The organism is Paenibacillus sp. FSL H3-0321 (assembly GCF_038002865.1).
Taxonomy (GTDB): domain Bacteria; phylum Bacillota; class Bacilli; order Paenibacillales; family Paenibacillaceae; genus Paenibacillus_AQ.
The window spans coordinates 2,757,191-2,781,497 of the sequence record NZ_JBBODH010000001.1; the positions used below are offsets into that span (position 1 = coordinate 2,757,191).

The window sequence follows — 24,307 nt, forward strand, 5'->3', positions numbered from 1 at the left end:
TGCCATTCCTACTTTCTGTTTTTTTGCCTCACCGGATTGGACGTTTGTGCCTGTGAGGGCCGGGTTCTTAACATAGAGAATGGCGCGCGGATAAATACATCCTTCCAATCAGTGAATTTCATGGGTGCAACAGGGGTCATATAGGATGAGCCCAGGCTGGTCAGGCTGGATAGGTGAATCACAATTAGAGCGATCCCCATCACAAGTCCCATATTCCCCCATATTCCGGCAAGAATGATAATCCCGAAGCGGATCAGACGGATGGAGGCACTCATCATATAGCTGGGAATGACAAAAGAGGCGATAGCAGATGAAGCAACAGCAATAATAAGCACATTACTGGTCAGACCGGCCTGCACTGCCGCTTGTCCGATAACAATACCGCCTACGATCCCGATCGTTTGTCCGATCTTGGTAGGAAGACGCGCACCCGCCTCCCTCAGCAGCTCAATCATGATCTCCATAAGCAGCGCCTCATATACAGGTGGAAAGGGCACCTTATTGCGCGATTCCGCCAGCGTTCTCAGCAGCGCTTCGGGAATCATCTCGTAATGAAAGGTGGTTACGGATACATACATGGATGTAAAAGTGATCGTAATGATCAGAGCCAGTAATCTCAATAGCCGCAGAGCCGTCCCCAAAGCCCAGCGTTGGTAGTAATCATCCGGGGAGGAGAAAAATTCAAAAAAAGCGGCCGGAGCACTGATGACTGTCGGGCTATTGTCAATAATCGTGATGATCCGCCCGGCAGCCAGCTTGGATACAGCAACATCCGGCCTTTCCGTGGTCAAAAATTGGGGAAACACCGAATTCGGCCTATCTTCGATGAATTGGGTCAACGTCCCTCCGTCATTAATTGCATCTGTTTCTATTCCTTGAATCCGCCGCTCCAGGTCCTCAACAAAGTTCAGATTGGCAATGTCCTGGATGTAAAGAACATACACACTTGTTTTAGATATTTCTCCAACAGAATATTTCCTGATTTTCAAATGCGAGCTTTTAATTCTACTGCGGATTAAGGAGAGGTTTATTACCGCTGACTCCACAAAAGCATCATGGGGACCTGCGATAATGGTTTCCGTCTCCGATTGCTGAACACTGCGGGCCTCCGGTCCATAAGCGTTCAATAAATAAATGCTGTTCCGGTGAGAGACAGCGACACAGCCCTCCAGGATGCCGATAACCGCTGCTTTGCTATTAGTCACTTGTAGGAATTGCGACTGCGTGAACAGTTGTTCGGCTTCTTGAAGCTGAATGCGGGAAAAAGGCTCCAGAATTTCTTTGATGAACAAGGTATTGTCCACAATAGCCGGAAAGTACACAATATCCGTCTGTATATCCGGAAAGGTCCGGTGAATCAAATCGGCACATTGATCAAATTCTTTAAGAATATGTCCGAGCGTAAGAGTATTCTGCGAACCTGAATCCATAATATTAACCACGCCTTCACCATAATATTTAAGGTAGTATCCCCAAAATTTTCATTGATATTTATGAATGCGCAGGAAACGGATGCTCTGAATCGAGAGTGTCTCCTGCACGGAGACACCACTCTTTCAGGAAGATACAAAACCTTTTAAATATCTATTTCCAGCTATAAATTTTGTCTTTTTCCCGTGGACACCTCTTTTAAAAGCAGATCAGTCATGCTATAATGTAAGCGTAACCAAAGCAATAAAAATCTATTGATTTCATCGCTCAAGGAGGATGAAGGAAATGCTTGAAGGACTAAAGGAAATTAAGAATTGGGTATCCGGTATTTGGCAGCCATGGAACGTTTCAGGAGAGGAAGATTACCGGAACATGGAATACACCGTGCAGCGGCATCTGCACACGCCGCAAACCCCGAGCCCGCTTACTTATGAACAAGAGTCACGCATTAAGACCATTAAATATCACTAGCCACATCAGCTTTCAGATACAGCTTGACTAACCTGCTTATGAAATAAGGCCGCCATATCCGGGACTTAAGCTTCCGGAGCTGACGGCCTTTTATTTACGTTTCCAATTATTACTTCCAATCCTCCACATCATCATGCCGTAGATCGATCTGCTCCCCGGTCGGGTTCACAAGGTAAACCGTATCAGGGGCCTCGTCGATGCTCCTGCCGCTGACCAGTACATGGTAATCCCCTTCCACCGCATATTTACGGATGTATAATCCCGAACCCACATCTTCGAAAGGATAGCCCTCAAAGTCTGTCCACGCCAGATCTTCACCTTGCTGTGCCAACGAGCGCACCTTATCCATGGATAATACAGCATCGTCCCCACTGCCCTGCTTGCTGTCACAGGCCGTAAATGTACTCAATATAACCAGTAACATCAAAGTTATTATGCCATGCTTATTTGTCATCCCCCGTAGCCCCCTTTTCGATGTGAAATTGATATTATTATAAATTTTACCATGCCAACTCCATTCTCCATAACAAAAAACCTCCCTCATCCCTAAGGATAAAAGAAGGCTTAAACGCGTTACTTCCAAAGCATTTGTGTTGATGGGTGGTCCATTCGCGAGTAGCTATTCTCGTTTCTTCCCAACTGCACCAAGATAGATAACAAATTCTTCATCACCGTCTAATTCTAAAATCTCATCAATCAGCTTTTGATCATAAATTCCAATTGCGCAAGCACCTGCACCGATAGATTCACTGGATAAATAAAGGTTTTGGCATACATGTCCAACATCAATGAGGATTTTTTTGTGAGCTGAAATATCATACTTCCATTCGGAGCGATATGGTGTTGTACTCCATGCAAACAGGACAGAAGCCTTTTTTGCAAAGTTAGGGACAAATGGCTGATCTAAAGTTATAGCATCAATCTTCTGTTCAAGTTCATCTAATTCAAACATAAATAATAGCTTATGTTCGACAGGAAGGTATCTGTAGATTCCTTGTTGAATGCCTTCTACCCGCATAATAATTAAATAGGTTTCAAATGTGTGTGTCGCCCCACTGCAGGGTACAGTTCGCAGCGTAAGTCCGTTCTTATTAATACCCGTAATCCCTTGGGTAGCCCATAATAAATAGGATAACTCATCCAGACTTAAAGTTTCCGCAGAATAAAACCTTGTACTTCTTCTCTGATTTATACAATCAAAAATGTTTTCATTACACACAACGTCTTTGCTGACTTTTGGCAAATCAATAATTAGTGATTTCGAATGGGCGGGCTTAACAATGGGTGGTTGTGCAAGTCCTTTGATCTTATCTGTTTTTATATGTTTAAATTCATCAAAATTAGATTTTAGAAAGCGCCTTTGTTGTTCGTATCTTGTCATAACAGATCCTCCTGAATTACCTTAATAGCTTTAATTTATCATCTCATAAAAAATAGAATGTGATCTAACTCACTATTCAGTTGTTTTGGTGAGTAAACAAAAAACCTCCCCTCACCCCAAAGGGTAAAAGAAGGCTTAAACGCATTCATCACTGCGAAAGCACGGCAGCTATATTTTCAGCTCCCCATGCTTGATCAGCTCGACAACCGCTTGCGAACGGCCTTTTACGTTTAGTTTTTGCATGACGTTTGAGATGTGGTTTGAAACACACCAACTAAAATCAATTCAAATGCATCACGTCTCAAAGTAATCCAAATAAAACCGTTTAATCTGATGTCCCAGTTCATCTTCACTGAGGTATGGGAACCAATCAAAATTATCCTCTTGTATCACTAAATCATAAAAACCATCAATTCCAATAAAGTTAGCGAAAGGCTATCAGGATAACTCTTCGCCGAACTGTTTTCAACTTTATTTTTTGTTTGTTGTACTTTTAAAAATAGTTCTTCTACAAAATCATCAGTTGAAAGTAAAACACCACCATCACAGGTGCACCATATATTTTAACATCAAAATTCCTTAAGCGTCTATGCTATACTAAAAATATGATAAACCAAGCGAGGTGAAGCCGATGAAATGGGGAGAAATTACGGAATTGCACCCAGGTCGCTTTGTACTGGTGGAAGCAATCAAGGCAAGCTCCAGCAACCGTGTGCGTCAATTAGAGGATATGGCGGTCATTCAAGACTACGATAATCCCGAGGAGGCATGGAGCGGTTATAAAGAGCTTCACAAGCTACATCCGACTCGTGAGCTGTATGTATTTCATACGAGCAGAAGCGATGTTGAGGTTGTCGAGGAATTTTTCTCGGGAGTACGGCAACGGATATGAAGTTACAATTACAATATGGCTTGCCTATCGTTTCCTTGACTTTAGCTCAATATGACAATTCAATTGTTCTGCATAATGTTCTATTTGATACAGGCTGTGCGGCAACTGTTTTTGATTCCGATGCATTAGCTGCAATAGGTATTCACATTGATTTTATAAATGGGCGAGCCAAGCGGATGTATGGGGTAGGAGGAACGAGCGAAATTTGCTATGAGCAGCAGATTCCTGACTTTTGCATTGAACATATTACTTTGACGGATTTCCCCATTCAGCTTGGTTCGATTCAAGAGCCTTATGGCTTTGACGGAATTGTTGGCATTGATTTTATGATGAGAGCCAAATGCAAGGTGGATTTTGAAACCATGACTATTAAGTTTGAGAAATAGACCGGGCAACGCTTACCCTCAAGGGACAGCAACCGCTTGGTCTATTTGTATTTTATTCACATTCCACTTATATCTGAAACAAAAAACCTCCCCTCACCCCAAAGGGTAAAAGAAGGCTTAAACGCATTCATCACTGCGAAAGCACGGCAGCTATATTTTCAGCTCCCCAAGCTTGATCAGCTCGACAACCGCTTGCGAACGGCCTTTTACGTTTAGTTTTTGCATGACGTTTGAGATGTGGTTGCGGACGGTTTTTTCGCTGATGAATAACAATCCGGCAATATCCCGTGTTGTTTTGTCCTGCACGAGAAGCTCGAATACTTCGCGCTCACGATGCGTCAACAGAAATTTGCTATGATGTTCGTTCCCTTTCAATGGTGTCACCCCTCCTTGCTCGGGTTTGTTTGGTATAACAAGGTAAAGGGATACAGTCAAATCATACTATGTATGGGGCATGTTAATGGTGCTGCTGCTGCTCTAAAATGGGCAGTAGCGGAGAAAGGGGGCAAGAACAAGGCGTCCCATAAAAAAAGCCGCCTCTAGGCGGCAAAATAACAGGCATCACCGGTCCGTCACGCCCTTTCGGTAACGCCGGTTTATCCGGTAAGCTGTTGCAACCCCAGTGTAATTTATGAAATGGATTCCATAGCAAGTGTTTTTATTCGGGAGGTTTCCAAGGGGAGATGTGATAAAATAAAATCATTATACCCCTGACTCAGGAGGCTGCTGCGCCGATGGCCAATATAAAAGAAATCGCCCGCATCGCCGGTGTTTCCGTAACAACCGTGTCGCGAGTGCTTAATAATCATCCTTATGTCAGCAAAGACAAAAGAGCCGCTGTGCTTGATACCATAGACCAGTTAAACTACACACGGAATATGAACGCTGTGCATCTGATTACCGGCCGTACCGGAGCCGTTGCGGTGATCCTGCCGTTTATCAACTTCTTTTATTTCTCCATTGTCATGGACGGCCTTGCTCATGAGGCGCTGCTCGCGCAGTACCGGCTGATTCTCTGCCAGACCAATTATTCACCTGAGGAAGAGCTTAAGGTGCTTGAAATGCTGCGCAATAAGGAAATTGACGGCGTCGTTATCGTATCCACAGCACTTCAGCCCGAAGTCATTGAGGAATACACCGCCTACGGTCCGATAGTAACCTGCCAGAACAGCGGGGAACGCCGCTTCTCCTCTGTGTATATTGAGCATTACGCTGCTTTCCGTCACGGCCTGCAGTACTTGATTGGCAAAGGTTACCGTAAAATCGGCTACTGCGAAGGCAGACAGAACGGCAGTAGCTCCTCCATCCGCCAATCCGCATTCCGTGAGTTTCTTGCCGAGAACAAGCTGCCGTTTCAGGAAGCATGGATGATCTACGACTGTATGACCGAAGAACACGGAGCGGCCGCAGCGCGCTCGCTGCTTGAGATGCGGGAGCGGCCTGATGCGGTTATCGTTTCAGGCGACCATGTTGCAGCCGGACTGATAATCGAGTCACGCAAGCACGGGCTGCGCATTCCGGAAGATCTGGCAGTGATGGGCTTTGACAATCAGCCGATCGGACGGCTGCTGGAGATCACTACAATTGATAATCAGCTATACGAGATGGGAGCCTCCGCCTTCCGGATTATCCATGAACAGATCCGCGGGGACAGTACGCTCCCGGTGTACCGCAAGCTGGCATACCGGATTATTGAGCGCTCTACGGTTTAAGGGAATCCATTCTGAATTGCCTTTACAAGCGGCACTTATACGATTAAATACTTGATCGTATCCCACCCGCAGCTTTACCGGTGGCTAGATGGCTTTTGCTTCCGTCCCTGTTTCAGGGGCGGATTTTTATTGACCTTTTTCAGCTATGATAAATATCACATTTTTTTGTTGACAGCCACTGTGCAGGGATTTATGATAATCCCAGCATAATTGATAACGATTATCATTTGCATACAAGTTCTTACATTAGAAAAAGGGGTGTTTTGATTGAAATTTAGTTACGCTGTTCCCGCCGGGCTGCTGGCTGCTTCCATTCTGTTTGCCGGCTGCAGCGGCAATGAGAACAATAATAATACGGATAACAACAATGAGGCTGCGGTAAATGGCAGCGCAGTTACAGCAGCTCCGGTTACTACGGCTGATGCCACCGCTACTACAGCTGCCGCCGATTTTTCTTCAGCCATTGAGCAATACCGGACCTACGTCATTGAACAATGCGACGAATTCGTCAAGCAGACGGAAAACTTTACGAACGCCGTCAAAGCAGGAAGTCTCGACGAAGCGAAGGCGCTGTATGCCCCGGCCCGTATGTACTATGAGCGGATTGAACCGATTGCCGAAGCGCTCGGAGATCTTGATCCCAATATCGATGCCCGTGAAAATGATGTGGATGCGGCCGAATGGCGCGGTTTCCATAAAATCGAACAGGCCCTCTGGCAAAACAGCACAACTGACGGCATGACTGAAGTCGCCGACCGGTTGCTGAAGGATGCCCAGCTCCTGCGCGCCAAGGTGGAAACAGCAGAGATTGATGCGAATCTGCTCGTTACCGGTGCAGTCGAACTGCTGAACGAAGTCTCTTCCTCCAAAGTGACTGGCGAGGAAGAACGTTATTCACACACGGATTTGTATGATTTTGTCGCCAATGTAGAAGGTGCGCAAAAAATCTACGAGCTGCTGAAACCCGAGCTTGCCAAAAAGGATCCAGAGCTCGAGCAGACCATCGGCGAACGGTTTACGGCACTACTGGATGAACTCGCTCCATTTAAATCAGGTGACGGCTATGTCTCCTACGAAACACTCAAGGAAGACGAAGTGCGTAAGCTGAGCCAGAATCTGGATGCCTTAGCTGAACCGTTGTCTAACATGGGGACTATTCTAGGAGTGTGAGCAGATGAAAAAGCAGCCTGAGGAAGAATTCAAAAGTGAGCAAATGTTAAATAAAAAGCTAAGCCGCCGTGATATGCTGCGGCTTACCGGCGCCTCCGGGCTCGGCCTGCTGCTGGGCGGCACAGGTGCAGGAGGGCTGATGGCCGCGCGCCAATCCGCTGCCAAAACACCCGCAGCTTCATTGGATCCTGCCGCCGATACCCTCCCGTTCTACGGAGCACATCAGGCCGGAATTATTACACCTGCACAGAACTTTCTGTGCTTTGCGGCGTTTGATCTGACAACAACGAAGCTGGACGATGTGAAAAAGCTGTTGAAGTCATGGACAGAGGCTGCGGCGGCTTTGACCTCCGGCAGTCTGATCGGCAATGTCAACGACAATCCCAATCTTCCGCCGTCCGATACCGGAGAAGCCGATGGCCTGACCCCCTCCCGGTGTACGCTAACGTTTGGGGTTGGACCGGCTTTTTTTGATGGACGATTTGGGTTAGCCCCGAAACGTCCATCTTCACTTGCCGACCTCCCAGCCTTTACGGGAGACAGTCTGGAGCCGCAGTGGTGCGGCGGAGATCTTTGTGTACAGGCTTGTGCTGATGATCTGCAGGTGGCGTTCCACGCCATACGCAATCTCGCACGGATTGCCCGCGGCACAGCCGTGCTGCGCTGGACCCAGGAAGGGTTCCAGCGCACAGCGGGAGCCGATCCGAAAGGAGCCACCCCGCGTAATCTGCTCGGCTTCAAAGACGGAACAGGCAACCCAGATGCCACAGACGATGCCGAAATGCGCAAGGTTGTGTGGACCAGCAGCAGCGATGGGCCTGCCTGGATGAATGGCGGCACTTACATGGCTGTTCGCCGTGTGCGTTTGCGCATTGAGGTCTGGGACCGCTCGACCTTGAGCGACCAGGAAACGACCTTCGGACGGCACAGGCACAGCGGCGCGCCAATTGGAGCCACTGACGAATTCGCCGAACTTAAACTGGACGCCGCCGATGCTTCCGGCAAGCCCGTCATCCCGCCGGATTCGCATTCCGCTCTGGCCCATGGTGACGGCACGATCAAAATGCTCCGGCGCTCCTACTCCTATTCCAGCGGAATGGATCTTAAGACAGGCCAGCTGGATGCGGGTCTTCTGTTCATCAGCTTCCAAAAGGATCTCCTTAAACAGTTCGTCAGCATCCAGCAGCGTCTATCCAAAAACGACCGGTTGAATGAATATATGGTTCACACCGGCAGCGCGGTATTCGCCTGCTTCCCCGGTGTCCGCGAAGGCGGGTATATCGGCGAAGCCCTGCTAGGCTGAACAAGAAAACACAGCATGAGTTAGCAACCAGCATGCTAACAGGCAGATCCGTTCAGCCTTCCCGGATCTGCCTGTCCATTATTGAAAGGGGATACTCCCGATGTTATTTGCTAGACAGTATAAATATGGCTTGCCGCACACGGCGCTCCACCCGGAGAAAGCCAAGGGTAAGCTGGGCCTGATGCATCAAAGTGGGACGGGATTGGCGCAAGGACACGAGCCGGAGCTGATGCATGAGTGCAAGCTGGAAAGCACGGGCACCGAACGGGTGCGGTTGCATGAGCGCGGGGCAAGCCTGGCGCAAGGATCTGAGCCAGGGCCGGTACATGAGTGCAGACTGGAAAGCACGGGCACCGAACGGGTGCGGTTGCATGAGCGCGGGGCAAGCCTGGCGCAAGGATCTGAGCCAGGGCCGGTGCATAAGTGCGGACTGGAAAGCACGGGCACCGAACGGGTGCGGATGCATGAGCGCGGGACAAGCCTGGCGCAAGGACGCAAGCCAGAGCTGGTGCATGAGTGTGGACTGGAAAGCACGGGTACCAAACGGGTGCGGATGCATGAGCGCAGGGCAAGCCTGGCGCAAGGATCTGAGCCAGGGCCGGTGCATGAGTGCAGACTGGAAAGCACGGGCACCGAACGGGTGCGGATGCATGAGCGCGGGTTGCTGCCCGCGCTGAAGGCAGCCGTTCTGTTCGGCTGCCTCTTCCTGCTGCTGCTCTGCAAGCCAGCAGCTGCCGCGGCGGCGGAAGACGGCCGGCATGACGAGCTGCTGCCCGCAGTTGGCAGCGCGCTCGTCGAAGCCGGCCAGGGCCGCTGGGATGCGGCCGCCGCCGATGTGGAGTCGTTCGCGGCGCTGTGGCGCACCGCGAACAGTGGCACGCCGGACCCGGCACTCGCCGGTCCGGCTGCCGCTGTAGACGCCGCGCTCGCCAGCGCGGCGGAAGCCCTGGCGGCGGGCGGCGGCACGCCCGCCAAAACCGCGCTGTCCACGCTGGCCAAAAGCGTGGACGCGTACGTCACCGCCGCCTCCGGCACGGGCGGCGGTGACACCAGCGCCGCCGGGCTCGAAGCGGCGGCGAAGCTGTTGCCCGCAGCGGAGCGCACGCGGGATGCGGCGCGCAGCGCCGACTGGAAGGCGGCGGCGGAAGCCTACCGCGCCGTCGTGAACGGCTGGACGCCGGCGGAACGAGGCATCCGGGCCGACAATCCCGCCGTCTACGGCTTGCTGGAGACGAAGATGAGCCTGCTGCGCGTTGCGCTGCAGGCCGAGCCGCTCCGCGAAGAGGCGGCAAAAGCGGAGGCCGAAGCTTTATATACGCTGCTTGCCGACTACAGCGCAGGCAAGACGGTTGACACGGGAGACGTGTCAGCGCAGCCTGCTTCGATCGGGGGGCTGATCAGCTACCTGAAGAAAGCTTCAGCAGCAGCAGAATCCGGAGACAGTGCCGGTGCGGCGGGAATCATGGAACAGTTTATTACAGCCTGGCCTTCAGCCGAAGGACAGGTGCAGATCGCATCGCCCAAGGTGTATGCAAATATCGAGAACGAGAGCGCAGCCGTTACCGGTGATTTGTTGTCCGATCCGCCGAAGCTTAATCAGGCGCTGGCCACCATGGACACGATGCTCGCGGAGCTGACTCCGCTGGCCGGTGACACAGCCTATACGGCCTGGGACGCCGCATTGATTCTGCTCCGCGAGGGCCTTGAAGCGATTCTCGTACTTTCCGCCTTGCTGTCCTATGTGAAAAGAGACGGCGGCCCCAAGACCCAGCGCTGGGTCTGGTCCGGTGCTGCGGCAGGTCTCGCCAGCAGTATAGGCCTGGCTGTTCTGCTAACCTACACCATTTCGCAGGCAGCCTCCGGAAGCGCGCGTGAGCTGATTGAAGGGATTACCGGACTTGTGGCAGTAGTAATGATGCTCACGATCGGCCGCTGGATGCACAGTAAATCGAACGCCGCTGCATGGAATAAATATGTCGGGCGGCAGGTGGACGGTGCGCTGGCTAAAGGCAGCCTATGGTCTTTATTCTTCGTAGCTGCGCTGGCGGTTCTGCGTGAAGGGGCCGAAACGACCATATTCTATGTGGGAATGGCACCATCCATCGCAACCTCAGAGCTGCTGCTAGGGATCGGAGGCGCGCTGGTCGTGCTGATCATTCTGGGGTATGCCATTATTGCCCTAAGCGCCAAGCTGCCGATCACTGCCTTCTTCCGCGCAGCAACCGTGCTGATCTACTATCTGGTCTTCCGCTTTCTCGGCGAGAGCATCCACTCCTTACAGGTAGCCGGGAAACTGCCGGCACATGTGGAGAATGGGCTGCCGTCGGTCGGTTGGCTGGGGTTGTATCCAACATGGGAGACATTGCTGCCCCAAGTGCTCATTCTGGCGTTTATTCTCTGGGAAATGCTGCGCAGCAGGTCTGCGGGCAAATCACGGACAGCGGGCTGACACTAAGCAGCCGGGACAAATAAAGGAACCACGCTGACGCTTTTTACTGCAGATTGTACAATAGATCTTTTTCAGCATCAAAAAGTAATCTGTGTATTCACTACAGAAGAATATACGGTAACCGTCAAGATAGCCCTTACAACTCTATATTCCGATGCACAAAAATGTCCATTCGGCATTAAATAATGTTTGCTAATTGCACTGTTTTGACTACATTAGACTTGCTCAACTGTGCGCATTTTCCAGCGTATCCACAAACTTAATGTGATTACAGCGGGAAATATGCACGTTAATTTTTAACGAATACTGCTTATCAACTGAATTACGTGAATTCTTACCGCTAATATTGACAAATATCCCAGTTAGTTAGATTTGAGAGTTATTAGCGGGCGGATTTCCCATTAAATTCCTCATTTACGGTCTAATGTCTTTTTAGTGCTATCTTTTCCCGCTAACTGAATTTGGAGCTGTAACACTTACCAGATTACACCTCCAATCTGATCTTCTGACCCAAGACCCACACGGCAGTTAGCATTTAGCATTTAGCATTTAGCATTTAGCATTTAGCATTTAGCATTTAGCATTTAGCATTTAGCATTTAGCATTTAGCATTTAGCATTACAAATTTTCAGCCAGTCCTCTTCTCAACAAGGAAGTGAACTGGTTTTTTTGTTTTTTATGTTTTATTGTGTTTTTTCATAACTTCCCGCACTGCTTCAGACTTAGGAGACTAATTGTAGGAATCTCCCCCTTGCATCGCTTGAGGATTTGTTTTATTCTAGGTATGAAAATAATTTTCTTGTAAATCTATATAATAATAAAAATAATTTCAATTTTTGAAATGATTGCATTCATTCACACAAAGAAAAGAAGGTGGAGCTTATTTCTCCTATCCTGCATGTCCTGGAGCACGAGAAGGAAAAGCTATCCCAAATGGAACGCAAGCTGGCGGAACGTATTCTGGCCTCACCAGCGGAGATTGTCCATATGGGCATCACGGAGCTGGCGGAGCAATGCGGTGTCAGTCCCGCAACAATTACAAGGTTTTGCAAGGTGCTGCATTTCAAAGGCTTCCCCGATTTCAAGGTTAAGCTGGCATCAGAAATTGCCCATAGCGATGCTTCGCCGCAGGAAGGCGGCTCCTCCTATCAGGATATTGTCGCAGGCAACCCGCTTTCGGTCATTGTCGAAGCGATGCAGGCCAATCACCTGACTTCGATCCGGGACACCACCTCACTACTCGATCTGGAGCGGCTGCAAACAGCCATTGATGCATTGTGCCGGGCACGCCGGGTTGATCTCTACGGGATGGCCACCTCCTCTATCGTTGCACAGGATTTCTACCAGAAGCTGATCCGCATCGGAGTGAACTGCACCGCTTTTGCCGACTCACATATGCAGATCACTTCCGCTTCTTCGCTCTCTGCCGGCGATGTAGCGTTTGCGGTCTCCTATTCCGGGGAAACCCCGGAAACAATCGACGCCTTAAGCTGTGCCGGAGCCAGCGGTGCGGCCACGATTTCGCTGACTTCTTACGGCAGCAGCACGCTGGCCACACTGGCGGATATCCCGCTGTTCTCCTCCTCGCTGGAGCAGGGAATGCGGCGGGGTGATATGGCTTCGCGGATTGCGCAGCTGCATATCATTGATATCCTGTTCACCGGCATGGTCAGCACCCGGTTTGGCGATTTCATTCCCAAGCTGGAGCAATCTTATCTGAATGTCCAACATTACCGTCATAAACGGGGAGGTTAATTCAAATGAACATTTTAAAATTCCGCAATGAAGAAGATTTCGCCCAGACCGGTGCGAACCTGATTGCCAGCCTGCTGCAGAGCAATCCCAAAGCCGTACTGGGACTGGCTACCGGCAGTTCTCCAGTCGGCGTCTACGCCAAGCTGGTAGAGATGCACCGCAAGGGAAATGTCAGTTTCGCCAAAGCCTCTTCCTATAATCTGGATGAATATGTGGGTCTGCCTGTGGATCATCCCCAGAGCTACCGCAGCTTCATGAACGAACATCTGTTCAATCATGTCGATATTGATCGTGCCCGGACACATGTCCCTAACGGAAATGCGGCGGAGCTTGCTGCCGAATGTCTCGCTTATGACAAAATGCTTGAGGATAACGGGCCGGTGGACCTGCAGATCCTGGGCATCGGCAGCAACGGCCATATCGGGTTCAATGAGCCGGATGCCAGTCTTACCAGCGGCACGCATGTTGTAGACCTGCTGGAAGAAACGCTGGAAGCCAATGCCCGCTTCTTCGACCGGCTGGAGGATGTACCCCGCCAGGCGGTAACGATGGGCATCGGCGGCATTCTCAAAGCAAGGCAAATCGTGCTGCTGGTGCGCGGAGAAGAGAAGGCAGAAGCAGTCAAAAACGCGCTGGAAGGTCCGATCACGACACAGTGTCCCGCCTCCCTGCTGCAGAGCCATCCCAATGTGGTCGTTCTGCTGGACGAAGGAGCTGCGAAATGGCTGAAATAAATAGAACACCAGGCGAGCTGCTCTACGGAAAAGTGCTGACTCCCTCCGGCCTGATTAAAGAAGGCGTGATCGCAGTATCAGAAGAGGTTATCCAATATGTAGGAGAAGCCGCCTGGCTGCCAGAAGCTTACGCCCACTGGCTCGCAGGCACCCAAGACAAGAGCGGGCTGCTGATCCCCGGATTCGTTGATGTGCATGTGCACGGCGGCGCCGGTTACGATTTTATGTACTCGGATCAGGCATCGCTGGATATCATCACCCGGTTTCATGCTTCACATGGAACAACCGCCATGCTGGCCACCACCATGACCGCAGCCAAGGAAGACATCGACCGTGTATTGTCCGAAGTCGCCGACTATCGCAAAGGCAGCATGCCATTCGCCCAATTGGCCGGAGTGCATCTGGAAGGGCCGTTCATCAGCCCCAAATGGTCCGGGGCACAAAATCCTGAGCATATTGTCCCGGCAAATATCACATGGCTTGAAGCGTGGGAGGAGCAATACCCGGGAATGATCCGCCAGGTTACCCTGGCGCCGGAATGTGAAGACGCACTGGAAGCGATTCTCTGGTTGCGCAAGCATGGCATCACAGCAGCTCTCGGACATACCAATGCTACTTTCGAAGAGATTATTGCGGCTGCGGACGCCGGCTTAAACCAGGCGGTGCATATGTTCAATGCCATGACTCCGCTGCATCACCGCAAACCGGGCACAGCAGGTGCCGTACTGTTTGACGAGCGGATACGTGCTGAGATTATTGCCGACGGCATTCATGTGCACGCTGCGGCGATTAATGTGCTTTCCAGACTCAAAACCCGGAACAATCTGATGCTCATCACGGATGCCATGTCAGCAACCGGACTCAGCGACGGTGAATATACAATCGGTGACCTGCCGGTAATCGTACGGGAAGGCATTGCCACACTGAAGGATAACCCTGATGCGCTCGCCGGAAGCACGCTAACCATGATTCGCGGTTTCCGCTATCTGGTACAGGAAGTGGGACTCAGTCTTCAAGCAGCCTCCAACGCCGCAAGTCTTACCCCAGCCATATCACTGGGGATGCAGCGTTTCATAGGTTCGCTTGAAGCGGGAAAACGCGCGGATATCCTGCTGCTGGATGATGATCTTGAACTGAACGGTGTATGGATCGGCGGACGTACAATCTCCACCGGTTCACCGGTTATCTGAGCAGAAGTACTGCCAGGCATATAAACTGAAATGCAGCCATCCAGACCGGAATCCGGTAGGATGGCTGCATTTATTGTAACGGCCCGCTGATGGAATAATCCCGTTATTTCTCAGGCATACTAGCTCAGGCCGAGGGCAGGATTAATATCCGCTGCGTGTTGGGAAGATGCGCTCGACCATCGTCCGGAATTCATTGGCAAATCCCTTGAGCGGATGGCCCGCACGTACCTCTTGGGCATAAAAGTCAGCCCGTTCCACAAAGTCCGGATTGGCCGACACGTAAACGTTGTCTATGCCCGAATTATATTTCTTAATCTCGGCAGCAATCTTGTCCTTCATCTCCTCGGTAACATCTTCATCGTCAGTCATTTTATTGCTGTTATTTGGAGCAACGCTGCGGATCCCGATTCCCTTCCCCATGCTATCATCAATATCGCGCTTCATCCGGGTTCCATCGACCCAATTGCTGTCGGACAAGATGCCGTTATTGCCATTGCCGGGGTAGGCTTTGGGATCGGCCGTACCTACCCCTCCGACAGTACCCGTACCGGTCAGGCTCTTCGGTACACCAGCCATCGACCCTCCTGTACCGGTCATGCCCGGATTGCCCGTTACTGTTCCTCTTCCCCGATTGCCCATAATCGGTCCAGTCGCCCTGCCTTCTCCAGGATTCACTGTCATTTCCGGACCGTTCAGCATGCCGGAAGTGTTGTTGCCGAGCCCGCCGCCATAGCTGTAAGGACGTATTTTATCAGTACTTTTCACATGCATTCCGCCATCAGCCCTGTCGAAGGATACGGCGACATAAGCGCTTTTCCCAGCAATCATTACATTTGCTGAGCGCACCTCCGGCATCGCCGCAATGCGGTCGGCGAGCTCCTGGCTCATCTCCATTTTGTCAAAGGCATTGCCCCGAACGGAATTGGTATTAATGCGGCCATCGTTCATTTTCCGTACACTTTTTGTCTGAACGTTATTGCCATCTGCAGAGTTATTGTCACCGCAACCTGTAATGCTGACCATGCCCAGAAGCAGCGCGGCAGAGACTGACATGCTGATCTTTGATCGCAACATGAACTCATCCTCCATCTCATTAAATTATGATGTATACAGCGTAACAATCGTTAGCATGGCCTTCACCGGTTCAAGCTATCCTGAAAGGATTTGGTACTCTCTCCCCTGCACCGTCACATGCGGGGAAACATTCGCGTATCTTATAAACAGTAGGCCGTATTCACAAGCGAGCCGTGATTCTCCGCAAAGTAAAGTCAGGAGGGGTGAGCATGAAGGTTTTATTTACGTTTTATGTACCCAGCGGCGGGGTGGAGACACTGAACAAGCTAAGGTGCGAAAGCCTGCAGCGCGGCGGTATTGAATGCCATGTTTTATACCTCATGCCGGGGTCTGCAAGCCAAAATATCACAAACTTTCCCGTGTTTATCACTTCCCGGGATGAAGAAATCAAGGAATTACTCGATACTCACCACTATGACGCCATTATTGTTACATCGGATTATTTGTTAATGGAGCGTCTGCGTTGTCTAGGCTATGAAGGCATTCTGATATACGAAGCCCAGGGGCTCGGAAAACGGGCTGATGCGGAGATTTTGATTATAGAGGCCGTACCTTATCTGAGATCCCACTGCAATGCTGTACTTATACCTCCTACCGATCATTTGCTGGAGCTGTTTATTTCCATCTGTCCCTGGCTCCACCGGTATGTAATCCCCAATATCGTGGATGTCCAGTCCTTCCGGATGATCCCCGGTGAACCTCCCTGCGATCCGGTAATTGCCTGGGTAGGCCGGCTTGAAAACAACAAGAATTGGAGCGAATACTTGAAGATCGCCCATCAGATCCGCCTGCACAAACCCGCTCTGCATCTGTGGATGTTCCATGATCCGGAGCTTGCCTCCGAGGAGCAAAAGCAGCTGTTCCATGAGGAACTGCACGCTTTAGGACTGAATGACCGGCTGAATGTATTTACCAACATGCCCAACCATATTATGCCCGTTTATTATTCCTCCATTGCCGGTTCCGGCGGCTTTCTGCTATCCACCTCCATTACAGAAGGATTCGGGTATGCAGTTGCCGAAGCCATCTGCTGCACTTGTCCTGTACTTAGCACCGATTCGGACGGTGTCCGGTCTTTTATTGTTCATAATCACTCCGGCAAATTTTATCCGCTTGGCAATGTGGAGCAGGCTGTCAGAGAAGGCCTGGAGCTGATGGATAATCCTGCACTCCGCAGCCACATCCGCGATCAGGGAAGGCTCCATATGATTTCACGCTTCGGCTCCGAGAGTTATGCCCATTCCTTTCGTGAGATGCTCAACTCCTTTTCCATCTTTTAACGGCCGACGCCAAAAGAACCTTCAAACCACCGGAAGACCGTGGAAATGAAGGTTCTTTGTGTGTCTTGAACAAATACTCAACCCAGCCTCGATACGATCTCATACATCTCATTCTGAAAGATTTGCACGCTTTTCTCCCAGGTGAAACGCAGTGAGTCACTCTCTCCTCTTAGGGCAATGCGCTCGCGTTGTTCCTTGTCCCTGATTAAAGTGATAATATCATCGGCCAGACGGTTTTCATGCCGGTAGGACATCAGACAGTTGTGGCCGTGGACACCGTATTCGAGATTCCCCCCGGAATAAACCGTAACTAATGCAGCGCCGCAGCGCATCGCTTCCAGACCCGGCAATGAACCTGTATCATATGTGCTGGAGCTGACAAAAATGTCGCTTTCATTATAGTGGTAGCACAGCTCCGTATCGTTTGAAGGCGTGCGTACATGATAACGGTCATCGGCGAGCAGAGTCTGGAGTGCAGCGGATACGGCATATTCTCCCGGTGGTGTTATCAGATACAATTCAATCTCCGGATGATGCGCCTTGACCAGATTGAGCTGCTGCAGCAGATAGTCCTGTTCCCGGTGGCCGGAGAATCCCCCTTCCGGCTTGCGCATAATTGCAGAGACTACCAGCTTGCCTTGCGTGTTCCGCCTGTGTGTATTATAAAAGTCAGGATTCACCCCAATCGGCACGATCCTGCCTTTAATCCCATGATTAATCCTTACAATTTCCTGCTGCCACCGGGACAGCACAAACAAATTGCGGGCAATATTATAGGAAGAGAAGGACTGATTATTATCCGGCAGAAAAGTCGGTTCATAACATAACGCCAGGCGAATATGCAATCCCTTGCCTTGTTCACTGGCCCGCTGCGCCACAGGCACGGTAGTGTAGTAATTCGAAATTATGACATCGCTATAAGGAAAATCGTCCTCCGACAGCTGGCTGAAGCTGGAGTAGAGGACCTTGCACTTCATATCATATTCGACAATGCCGTGATTGGGCATAAGAATGATCACTTCATGGCCGATGATTGCCAGACGGTTGGTAAGTTCTGCGAGCATACGCTGCGCCCCGCCCCTGGACAACGTCAGAATCGGGAATGTCAGTCTCATTTCCCTCTCTCCTTTCTCAGCAGCTGCGCGAGAGATCTATGATGCTTCGCCTGCACCATTTTAATCTCCTTGTTCTGCGCTTCACTGTGAATCACAGAGCCCATCTGCTTGTGTATACGATAATCAAGCAGCGGCTCCTCAATGTAAGACCAGCGGTAATGCGGCAAAATACGCAGCCAAAGGTCATAATCCTGTGTATATAAAAAGCGTTCATTAAAAATGCCCACGGTGCGGAAGATATCCATATCGAGCAGAACAGAGCTGCCGTTAACCGGACAGCCCGTCATCATGGTCGCGATAAGCTGGCTTCTATCGGGAAAGGGGACCTTTATGACCTCGGAAACACGGTCCCCTTGTTCATTAATATAATAATAGGCGGTATGGTTAAATGAAGTTCCTGTGCTGCGCAAAGCCTCCATCTGCCGCCGGATTTTATCGGGATGAAACAGATCGTCAGCGCTTAACCAAGCAAAATAAGACCCGCTGGCCGCTTTGATACCCAGGTTGAGCGCAGATGCGGTGCCGCCGTTTGATTTGTGAAAGTACATTATCCTGTCTCTGTAAGGAGCCAGCTTCTCCGTGTGGAACAACGATCCGTCATCCACTACGATAACTTCGATATCCGGGTAGCTCTGGGCCAGCACGCTTTCCACCGCTAGATCTACGTAGGGGCAATTGTAGAAGGGGATTACCACCGAAACCTTGGACTTATGCTGATTCATGCGCTCACCTCCTTCCCGAAGTATTGTTTATACTGTCTTGCAGGCAAGTAAGGCATCCAGCGGCTCATGATCCTCTCCGAACGCTTCCCGGAAGGCCGGATTCTCTGCATGGTGATAGCCTTTAAGCACGGTTACCGAGTAACCCAGCCTCAGGAAATCCTCCGCTTCCCAGCCGCTCCAGTGTTTTTGATAATACTCTCCCTGCAGGTGAAAATGATCCGTCCCTTCCTGCGGAAAAAATCCGCGCGGAGTGAACACCACCACACGATTGGTGGCGATCATCTCCGCTTTTTTGAGAAGCTCCATTCCTTCCTTCATGGAGAAATGTTCCAGAGAATCAATTAATGTCACCGCCGAGAACGTGCCCGGCAGAAAGAGCTTATCAATATGGCTGGCATCGGCATGCACCGGGATAATATGCGGCGAGGTGTATTTGCGGTGCAGCAGATAAGGCCTGTGAATATCCAGGCCGACTACCAGAGCAGCTTCATAGCGTTCAAGCAGAGTACCGGTGCCGCTGCCGATATCCAGAATGCTCTCGGAGAACTTGAGATACTCCAGCAAGACCGGCAGGAAATCTTTCACTGCAATTTCCCGGTACATAGGCTTCCCCTCCCTTTAATAAATGGCTTAAGCCTAGCCGCCCATAGAAGTGATCAAACCGCGGAGCAGTCCGTGATAACGGGCATTGGTCGCGGTGGCTTCAGCCATAATCACATCATAATGCTTAAGGGTTCCCATGCCGCTGTGGCGGCGGTACGCCGTTAAGGACTGGTTCAGCATAATCGGAGGATATCCGTTCAGAATCGCCCGGAACCACAGATCATAATCATGTGTGTAGGGCAGTGCTTCATCAAACAGACCGATAGCGCCGAACAGCTCCCGCTTGAACATTACCGTACAGCCGTTAATCGGATTCCCCTGAAGAAAGCAGCGTAAATAGTCCAGGTGATTCGAGAATACCGCCGCCGCGTTCATTTCGGTCAGTTGCGATTCTCCGTTGATAAAATTAAAGTTCGTGTAAGTGATAAGCAAACGGTTCTGTTCCATGAACAGAACCTGATTGTTGATCTTGTCACGGTAGAACATATCGTCAGAGCTAAGCCATACGACATAGTCTCCTGTAGAATGTTTGATGCCGTGGTTCAGCGCGGAAGCGGTGCCTCCATTGCTTTTGCCGAGATAATGAATCTTGGGCAGATAGGGCATAATCCGGTCCATATGAGCTGTGGAACCGTCATCGACGACGATGATCTCATAAGGCTGCCAGGATTGGGACAAGGCGCTTTGCAGCGCCTGTTCAATATAAGGACAATTATAAAAAGGAATTATCACCGATACTTTTGGATTCATTACATCCTTCCTTCCCTACTGGCACGATAAAAGTCCACAATATCTGCAAGCGACTGCTCAAGCGGGATTGCCGCACTCCAGCCGAGTGCAGTTACATTGTCTTCAGATGTTTCAGGTTGCGTGACCGAACCGTGCAACACTCCGGCGTCTGCTTCCGCATGAACCCCAGCTTCCGGACCCCAGTCCATTCCAACCGGTACCGCGGCATGAGCCAGCAGCTTCTCCGCGATCTCCCCCAGCGTGCGCTGCTTCCCGGAATCGATCCGGTAGACCTTTCCTGTCTCTCCCTTGCGCAGGATATAGTCATAGGCCCTTACGGCGTCGCGCACATCCAGAAAGTCCCGTAATTCAATCCGTGAAGAAAGCCTGAAAGGCGGAATCTCATCGTCCGTACCCGAGACGGCTTCACTCCGCACAATATGCTGAGCAAGCAGGGAGCAGAAGCCGGTGGAGGGACCGGGGCCAATCAGGTTGCACGGCTCTGCCAGCAGAACGGGCTGCTTGAACAGAGTTCCCCAGGCGAGCGATACCAGTTCCTCCAGTGTTTTGCTGAGGCTGTAGGGATGCGGCGGACCCACAGCGGTTCCGGGTCTGTACTTGAGCCGGGAGCCGGCCACCAGAATACGGCTGGCCGGCTGGGCACGCAGCGCCTCAAGCAGATACAGGGTTGCCATAACATTTGTTTCCATATAAAGCAGGGGATCCCGCCACGACTCTGGTACTGAATTTCTGCCTGCCAGATGCAGCACTTCGTCTGGCCGGACCTGCCCGATCATGTCATGGACCGCCTTGCGGTCGCTTAAATCGCAAACATATTGCTGAACCCCCTCCGGAAAAACGGCGGACTCCGCTGCCGGACGGCGCACTACAGCGGTCACTTCCGCTCCGCCAGCCTTGAAATAGGCAACGGCGTGCCGGCCGGTAAATCCCGCGGCTCCGGTAATCAGCAGTTTCCGCCCCTTCATGTGGACATCTCTGAGCGTTGCATCCAATCAGCCAGCTCTGCCAGCATTTCCGGATAGGAAGGCAACTGGATCTGGACATCAGCTCTTGTGTTTACCAGTGTACGGTCCTGAATATGCACATCTTCGGGAATGATCTCAACATCTTCCTTATGGAATGCGTACTGCAGATGCCGGAGCAGTTCATATTTACTGACCGGTTGGGGATGGGCCAGATGAATCAGTCCGGATACCTCTGATTCCAGCAAGCCATCCACCGCCTTGGCCAGCTCGAGTGTCGTCACGCCATTCCACATGACCCGTTCATAGCCGGAGACCGGCCCTTTCTGGGATAGAAACCACTCCATCAGGCCGATGCCGCCGGAGCGGATTTCGGGTCCGATAATGGAGGTGCGGATCGTTAAATGGCCGGTCGCACGGATCTCTCCGAGACTCTTGGTAATCGCATATACAGAAGTGCCGTCAGGCGTATCATCCTCCGTGTAACGGCCGCGTGTTCCTTCGAACACGCAGTCGGTACTGATGTGGATCAGCCGGGCATGAACGGCATCTGCCGCACGGCGCAGCCGGTGGGGAAGAAATCCGTTCACATGGTAGGCCCCGATCCGGTCACGCTCCGCAAATTGATTCAGTACTCCCAGCGCATTGATAATGCAGTGGGGAGAGACGATTTCGACCAGTTTCTCCACTCCGGCGATATCGTCAGCATCTACATACAGCCCGCCAAGATCACTCTTATCCCGGGTTGTATGGAAGACGTGATGTTTGCCCTGGCGGCGAAAATACGCCGCCAGCATATGACCCGCCATACCGTTTCCGCCGAGGATAAGCAGCTTCATTGGAGGAAACCTCCCCGGATCAGGATATTCTTGATCTCCTCCTGGTCCATCAGGTTGTTCTCCGAGCTAAAGCTGTTGAAGGAAACATGCGGATAGCTGCTGTAGTGGGCTTTCAGCTCCGGCATATCCAGCGTAGGGAGAATAACAAGATACTGCTCATCGTAAACGACGGTGGTCAAGCTCTCGAAGTCGCTCATCAGGATTTCATGGATTTTCTCACCGGGGCGGATACCTGTTTCAACAATGCTTACATCCCGTCTTCCCGAGTCTTCGATCAGCACCTCGGCCAGATCGACAATCCGGCAGGTCGGCATCGTCATGACGAAGATTTCTCCGCCGATGCTGACCTCGGACGCTTTGAACAGCAGGGTGATGGCATCGCGCAGGGTGAAGAAGAAGCGGGTCATTTTCATATCTGTAATGCGCACCTGGCCCTTATCCCTAATCTGCTTCATGAACAGATGGACCACGCTGCCGTTCGTCCCCAGCACATTGCCGCCGCGTACGGTCACAAAGCGTGTGCTTGTGCCGAGCAGGTTCGCATACACAAACAGCTTTTCGCCGATCGCTTTGGTCATGCCATAGAAGTTAGACGGATTAGCCGCTTTATCGGTGGAGATGTAAATGGCTTTTTCTACATTATTGGCAATAGCTGCTTCAATGACGTTCTGGGTGCCGACGACATTCGTCTTGAGCGCTTCATACGGCTGATCTTCGCACACCGGAACATGCTTCAGCGCCGCAAGATGGAACACATAATCCACGCCGCGGCATGCGGCCACAAGAGCATCTTTGTCACGGATATCGCCGATGATGAAGGTGAGGCGGCTATCCTCATATTCGCGGCTCATCGACACCTGGGCTGACTCGCTGCGGGAGAAAATTACGATCTCCTTAGGATTTTGCGGCAGAAGCTGCCGGATGAGTTCATGCCCCCAGGAACCGGTTCCGCCTGTGACCATAATCCGTTTATTATTGAACATGCAGGTTCCCTCCAAGCAAAAATTTAACTACCTTTGCCGAGACATCCGGTGTCATGTAGCCTTCCGGTGCCTCCCATTCCGGACTCAGCGACGTCATCAACCGGGTACAGCGCAGAATGCTGTTCTGCTCTACTCCCGACACTACATTACTGCCGCAATCCACCGTCTCCGGACGTTCTGTCGTCCTGCGGATCGTTACGGTCGGCACTCCCATCAGGCAGCATTCCTCCTGGACGGTTCCGCTGTCGGTAATTGCACAGAGGGCATAACGCTCCAAATGGACAAAATCGAAAAATCCGAAAGGATCATGGAATTCCACAAGAGGGTTCATCTTTAGCGGGAATTGCTCCGTCAGCTTGGAGCGTGTGCGGGGATGGATACTGCAGATCAGGCGGATTCCAAAATGTTCAGCCACAAGGCACAGGCCGGACATAATTTGCAGCAGTGATTCGGGATCATCGACATTCTCGGCGCGATGGGCAGTGACTAGAAAATAATGGCCTGCCGTAAGATTCAGCCGGGCCAGAATATCGCTGGCTCTAATTTGCTCTTCATAATGTGTAATGACCTCGTGGATCGGATTGCCGGTTAATACGATACGCTGGCTGGGGAAACCTTCACTCAGCAGATGCCGTTTGCTCTGCTGCGTATATGGCATATTAATGGTCGAAACGGCATCTATGACACGGCGGTTTTTCTCCTCCGGCACTTTCAAATCGTAACAGCGGTTCCCCGCCTCCATATGCACGACCGGGATACCCATGCGCTCCGCGAGAATTGCACACAGCGCACTGTTGGTATCGCCGAGCAGCAGCACCCGGTCCGGCTGTTCTTTGAGCAGAATGCTTTCCAGGCTTCCGAACATGGCGGCAAGCTGCCCGCCAAGCCCGGCTTGCTTATCCTGCAGCACATAATCCGGTGCCCGCAGCCCCAGCTCTTCAAAGAATATCCCGCTGAGACTGGCGGTGAAGTTCTGTCCCGTATGCACCAGCACATGCCGCTCCGCATGCTCATCGAGCAGCGGAATGATGACGCTGAGGCGGATGATTTCGGGCCGTGTGCCCAAAATCGTCATGATCTTCATGGGTTCACTCCCCTACCTTGT

24 protein-coding genes and 1 pseudogene are annotated in these 24,307 nt (G+C 51.3%); 11 read left to right on the forward strand and 14 right to left on the reverse strand.

Annotated features, from left to right (window positions below; translation table 11 throughout):
• Positions 1-8: 8 nt before the first annotated feature.
• Complete coding sequence (locus tag MHI45_RS12095; protein WP_341119086.1) at positions 9-1,430, reverse strand: spore germination protein; 1,422 nt, start codon at positions 1,428-1,430, stop codon at positions 9-11.
• Between the two features lie 286 nt (positions 1,431-1,716).
• Here MHI45_RS12095 and MHI45_RS12100 point away from each other — a divergent pair, with 286 nt between their 5' ends.
• Positions 1,717-1,902, forward strand: a complete 186-nt coding sequence (locus tag MHI45_RS12100) for a hypothetical protein (RefSeq protein WP_076110777.1) — start codon at positions 1,717-1,719, stop codon at positions 1,900-1,902.
• A gap of 109 nt (positions 1,903-2,011) precedes the next feature.
• On the opposite strand, the gene MHI45_RS12105 is transcribed toward MHI45_RS12100, so the two are convergent.
• The 3 genes and pseudogenes from MHI45_RS12105 to MHI45_RS12115 form a co-directional block, all read right to left on the reverse strand.
• A complete protein-coding gene (locus tag MHI45_RS12105) occupies positions 2,012-2,356 on the reverse strand; it encodes a hypothetical protein (protein WP_076110778.1) in 345 nt (114 codons plus the stop codon).
• Between the two features lie 165 nt (positions 2,357-2,521).
• A complete protein-coding gene (locus MHI45_RS12110; RefSeq protein ID WP_076110779.1) occupies positions 2,522-3,283 on the reverse strand; it encodes a SagB/ThcOx family dehydrogenase in 762 nt (253 codons plus the stop codon).
• Between the two features lie 168 nt (positions 3,284-3,451).
• Positions 3,452-3,550, reverse strand: a pseudogene (locus tag MHI45_RS12115) (LuxR C-terminal-related transcriptional regulator); the annotation flags it as partial.
• Positions 3,551-3,914: 364 nt separating this feature from the next.
• On the opposite strand from MHI45_RS12115, the gene MHI45_RS12120 reads away from it, so the two are divergent.
• Together MHI45_RS12120 and MHI45_RS12125 are read left to right on the forward strand one after the other, a co-directional pair.
• Positions 3,915-4,175, forward strand: a complete 261-nt coding sequence (locus MHI45_RS12120; protein WP_038595972.1) for a hypothetical protein — start codon at positions 3,915-3,917, stop codon at positions 4,173-4,175.
• Positions 4,172-4,561, forward strand: coding sequence for an aspartyl protease family protein (locus MHI45_RS12125; protein ID WP_076110780.1), 390 nt, complete (start codon positions 4,172-4,174; stop codon positions 4,559-4,561). The genes MHI45_RS12120 and MHI45_RS12125 overlap by 4 nt, the downstream gene beginning before the upstream one ends.
• Before the next feature lie 150 nt (positions 4,562-4,711).
• Here MHI45_RS12125 and MHI45_RS12130 read toward each other — a convergent pair whose 3' ends face one another.
• Positions 4,712-4,936: a helix-turn-helix domain-containing protein gene (locus tag MHI45_RS12130; protein WP_019908812.1), complete on the reverse strand. Its 225-nt coding sequence runs from the start codon at positions 4,934-4,936 to the stop codon at positions 4,712-4,714.
• 359 nt (positions 4,937-5,295) lie between these two features.
• Here MHI45_RS12130 and MHI45_RS12135 point away from each other — a divergent pair, with 359 nt between their 5' ends.
• From MHI45_RS12135 to nagA, 7 genes are all read left to right on the forward strand, one after another.
• Complete coding sequence (locus MHI45_RS12135; protein ID WP_076110781.1) at positions 5,296-6,273, forward strand: LacI family DNA-binding transcriptional regulator; 978 nt, start codon at positions 5,296-5,298, stop codon at positions 6,271-6,273.
• A 267-nt stretch (positions 6,274-6,540) separates the two neighbouring features.
• Complete coding sequence (gene efeO, locus MHI45_RS12140; protein ID WP_076110782.1) at positions 6,541-7,443, forward strand: iron uptake system protein EfeO; 903 nt, start codon at positions 6,541-6,543, stop codon at positions 7,441-7,443.
• Positions 7,444-7,447: 4 nt separating this feature from the next.
• Entirely contained in the window at positions 7,448-8,746 is a 1,299-nt protein-coding gene (gene efeB, locus MHI45_RS12145) for an iron uptake transporter deferrochelatase/peroxidase subunit (RefSeq protein WP_076110783.1), read from the forward strand.
• A gap of 835 nt (positions 8,747-9,581) precedes the next feature.
• Positions 9,582-11,195 (forward strand): FTR1 family iron permease, encoded by a 1,614-nt coding sequence (locus tag MHI45_RS12150; protein ID WP_256718110.1) that lies wholly within the window; start codon positions 9,582-9,584, stop codon positions 11,193-11,195.
• A gap of 882 nt (positions 11,196-12,077) precedes the next feature.
• Positions 12,078-12,950: a MurR/RpiR family transcriptional regulator gene (locus MHI45_RS12155; RefSeq protein WP_038600622.1), complete on the forward strand. Its 873-nt coding sequence runs from the start codon at positions 12,078-12,080 to the stop codon at positions 12,948-12,950.
• Positions 12,951-12,955: 5 nt separating this feature from the next.
• On the forward strand, positions 12,956-13,684 hold the full coding sequence (gene nagB, locus MHI45_RS12160; protein ID WP_076110784.1) for a glucosamine-6-phosphate deaminase: 729 nt from the start codon (positions 12,956-12,958) through the stop codon (positions 13,682-13,684).
• Positions 13,672-14,874 (forward strand): N-acetylglucosamine-6-phosphate deacetylase, encoded by a 1,203-nt coding sequence (nagA, locus tag MHI45_RS12165; RefSeq protein WP_076110785.1) that lies wholly within the window; start codon positions 13,672-13,674, stop codon positions 14,872-14,874. Before nagB ends, nagA begins: the two co-directional genes overlap by 13 nt.
• Positions 14,875-15,015: 141 nt before the next feature.
• Here the strand turns inward: nagA and MHI45_RS12170 are convergent, their stop codons facing one another.
• Positions 15,016-15,948 (reverse strand): YhcN/YlaJ family sporulation lipoprotein, encoded by a 933-nt coding sequence (locus tag MHI45_RS12170; RefSeq protein WP_076110786.1) that lies wholly within the window; start codon positions 15,946-15,948, stop codon positions 15,016-15,018.
• Between the two features lie 209 nt (positions 15,949-16,157).
• Between MHI45_RS12170 and MHI45_RS12175 the strand changes: the two genes are divergently transcribed.
• Positions 16,158-17,228: a glycosyltransferase family 4 protein gene (locus MHI45_RS12175; RefSeq protein WP_076110787.1), complete on the forward strand. Its 1,071-nt coding sequence runs from the start codon at positions 16,158-16,160 to the stop codon at positions 17,226-17,228.
• 77 nt (positions 17,229-17,305) lie between these two features.
• On the opposite strand, the gene MHI45_RS12180 is transcribed toward MHI45_RS12175, so the two are convergent.
• From MHI45_RS12180 to wecB, 8 genes are read right to left on the reverse strand one after another with little or no spacing between them, the layout of a single operon-like run.
• Positions 17,306-18,343 (reverse strand): glycosyltransferase family 4 protein, encoded by a 1,038-nt coding sequence (locus tag MHI45_RS12180; protein ID WP_076110788.1) that lies wholly within the window; start codon positions 18,341-18,343, stop codon positions 17,306-17,308.
• On the reverse strand, positions 18,340-19,065 hold the full coding sequence (locus MHI45_RS12185; RefSeq protein ID WP_076110789.1) for a glycosyltransferase: 726 nt from the start codon (positions 19,063-19,065) through the stop codon (positions 18,340-18,342). The genes MHI45_RS12180 and MHI45_RS12185 overlap by 4 nt, the downstream gene beginning before the upstream one ends.
• Before the next feature lie 27 nt (positions 19,066-19,092).
• Positions 19,093-19,668, reverse strand: a complete 576-nt coding sequence (locus tag MHI45_RS12190; RefSeq protein ID WP_076110790.1) for a class I SAM-dependent methyltransferase — start codon at positions 19,666-19,668, stop codon at positions 19,093-19,095.
• Positions 19,669-19,701: 33 nt separating this feature from the next.
• Positions 19,702-20,418 carry a glycosyltransferase family 2 protein gene (locus MHI45_RS12195; protein ID WP_076110791.1) on the reverse strand — a complete coding sequence of 239 codons (717 nt, stop codon included), beginning with the start codon at positions 20,416-20,418 and terminating at the stop codon, positions 19,702-19,704.
• Complete coding sequence (locus MHI45_RS12200) at positions 20,418-21,383, reverse strand: NAD-dependent epimerase/dehydratase family protein (protein WP_076110792.1); 966 nt, start codon at positions 21,381-21,383, stop codon at positions 20,418-20,420. Before MHI45_RS12200 ends, MHI45_RS12195 begins: the two co-directional genes overlap by 1 nt.
• Positions 21,380-22,219, reverse strand: coding sequence for a dTDP-4-dehydrorhamnose reductase family protein (locus MHI45_RS12205; protein ID WP_076110793.1), 840 nt, complete (start codon positions 22,217-22,219; stop codon positions 21,380-21,382). The genes MHI45_RS12200 and MHI45_RS12205 overlap by 4 nt, the downstream gene beginning before the upstream one ends.
• Positions 22,216-23,202 carry a polysaccharide biosynthesis protein gene (locus MHI45_RS12210; protein ID WP_076110794.1) on the reverse strand — a complete coding sequence of 329 codons (987 nt, stop codon included), beginning with the start codon at positions 23,200-23,202 and terminating at the stop codon, positions 22,216-22,218. The genes MHI45_RS12205 and MHI45_RS12210 overlap by 4 nt, the downstream gene beginning before the upstream one ends.
• On the reverse strand, positions 23,192-24,286 hold the full coding sequence (wecB, locus tag MHI45_RS12215; RefSeq protein WP_038596003.1) for a non-hydrolyzing UDP-N-acetylglucosamine 2-epimerase: 1,095 nt from the start codon (positions 24,284-24,286) through the stop codon (positions 23,192-23,194). The genes MHI45_RS12210 and wecB overlap by 11 nt, the downstream gene beginning before the upstream one ends.
• Between the last annotated feature and the right edge of the window lie 21 nt (positions 24,287-24,307).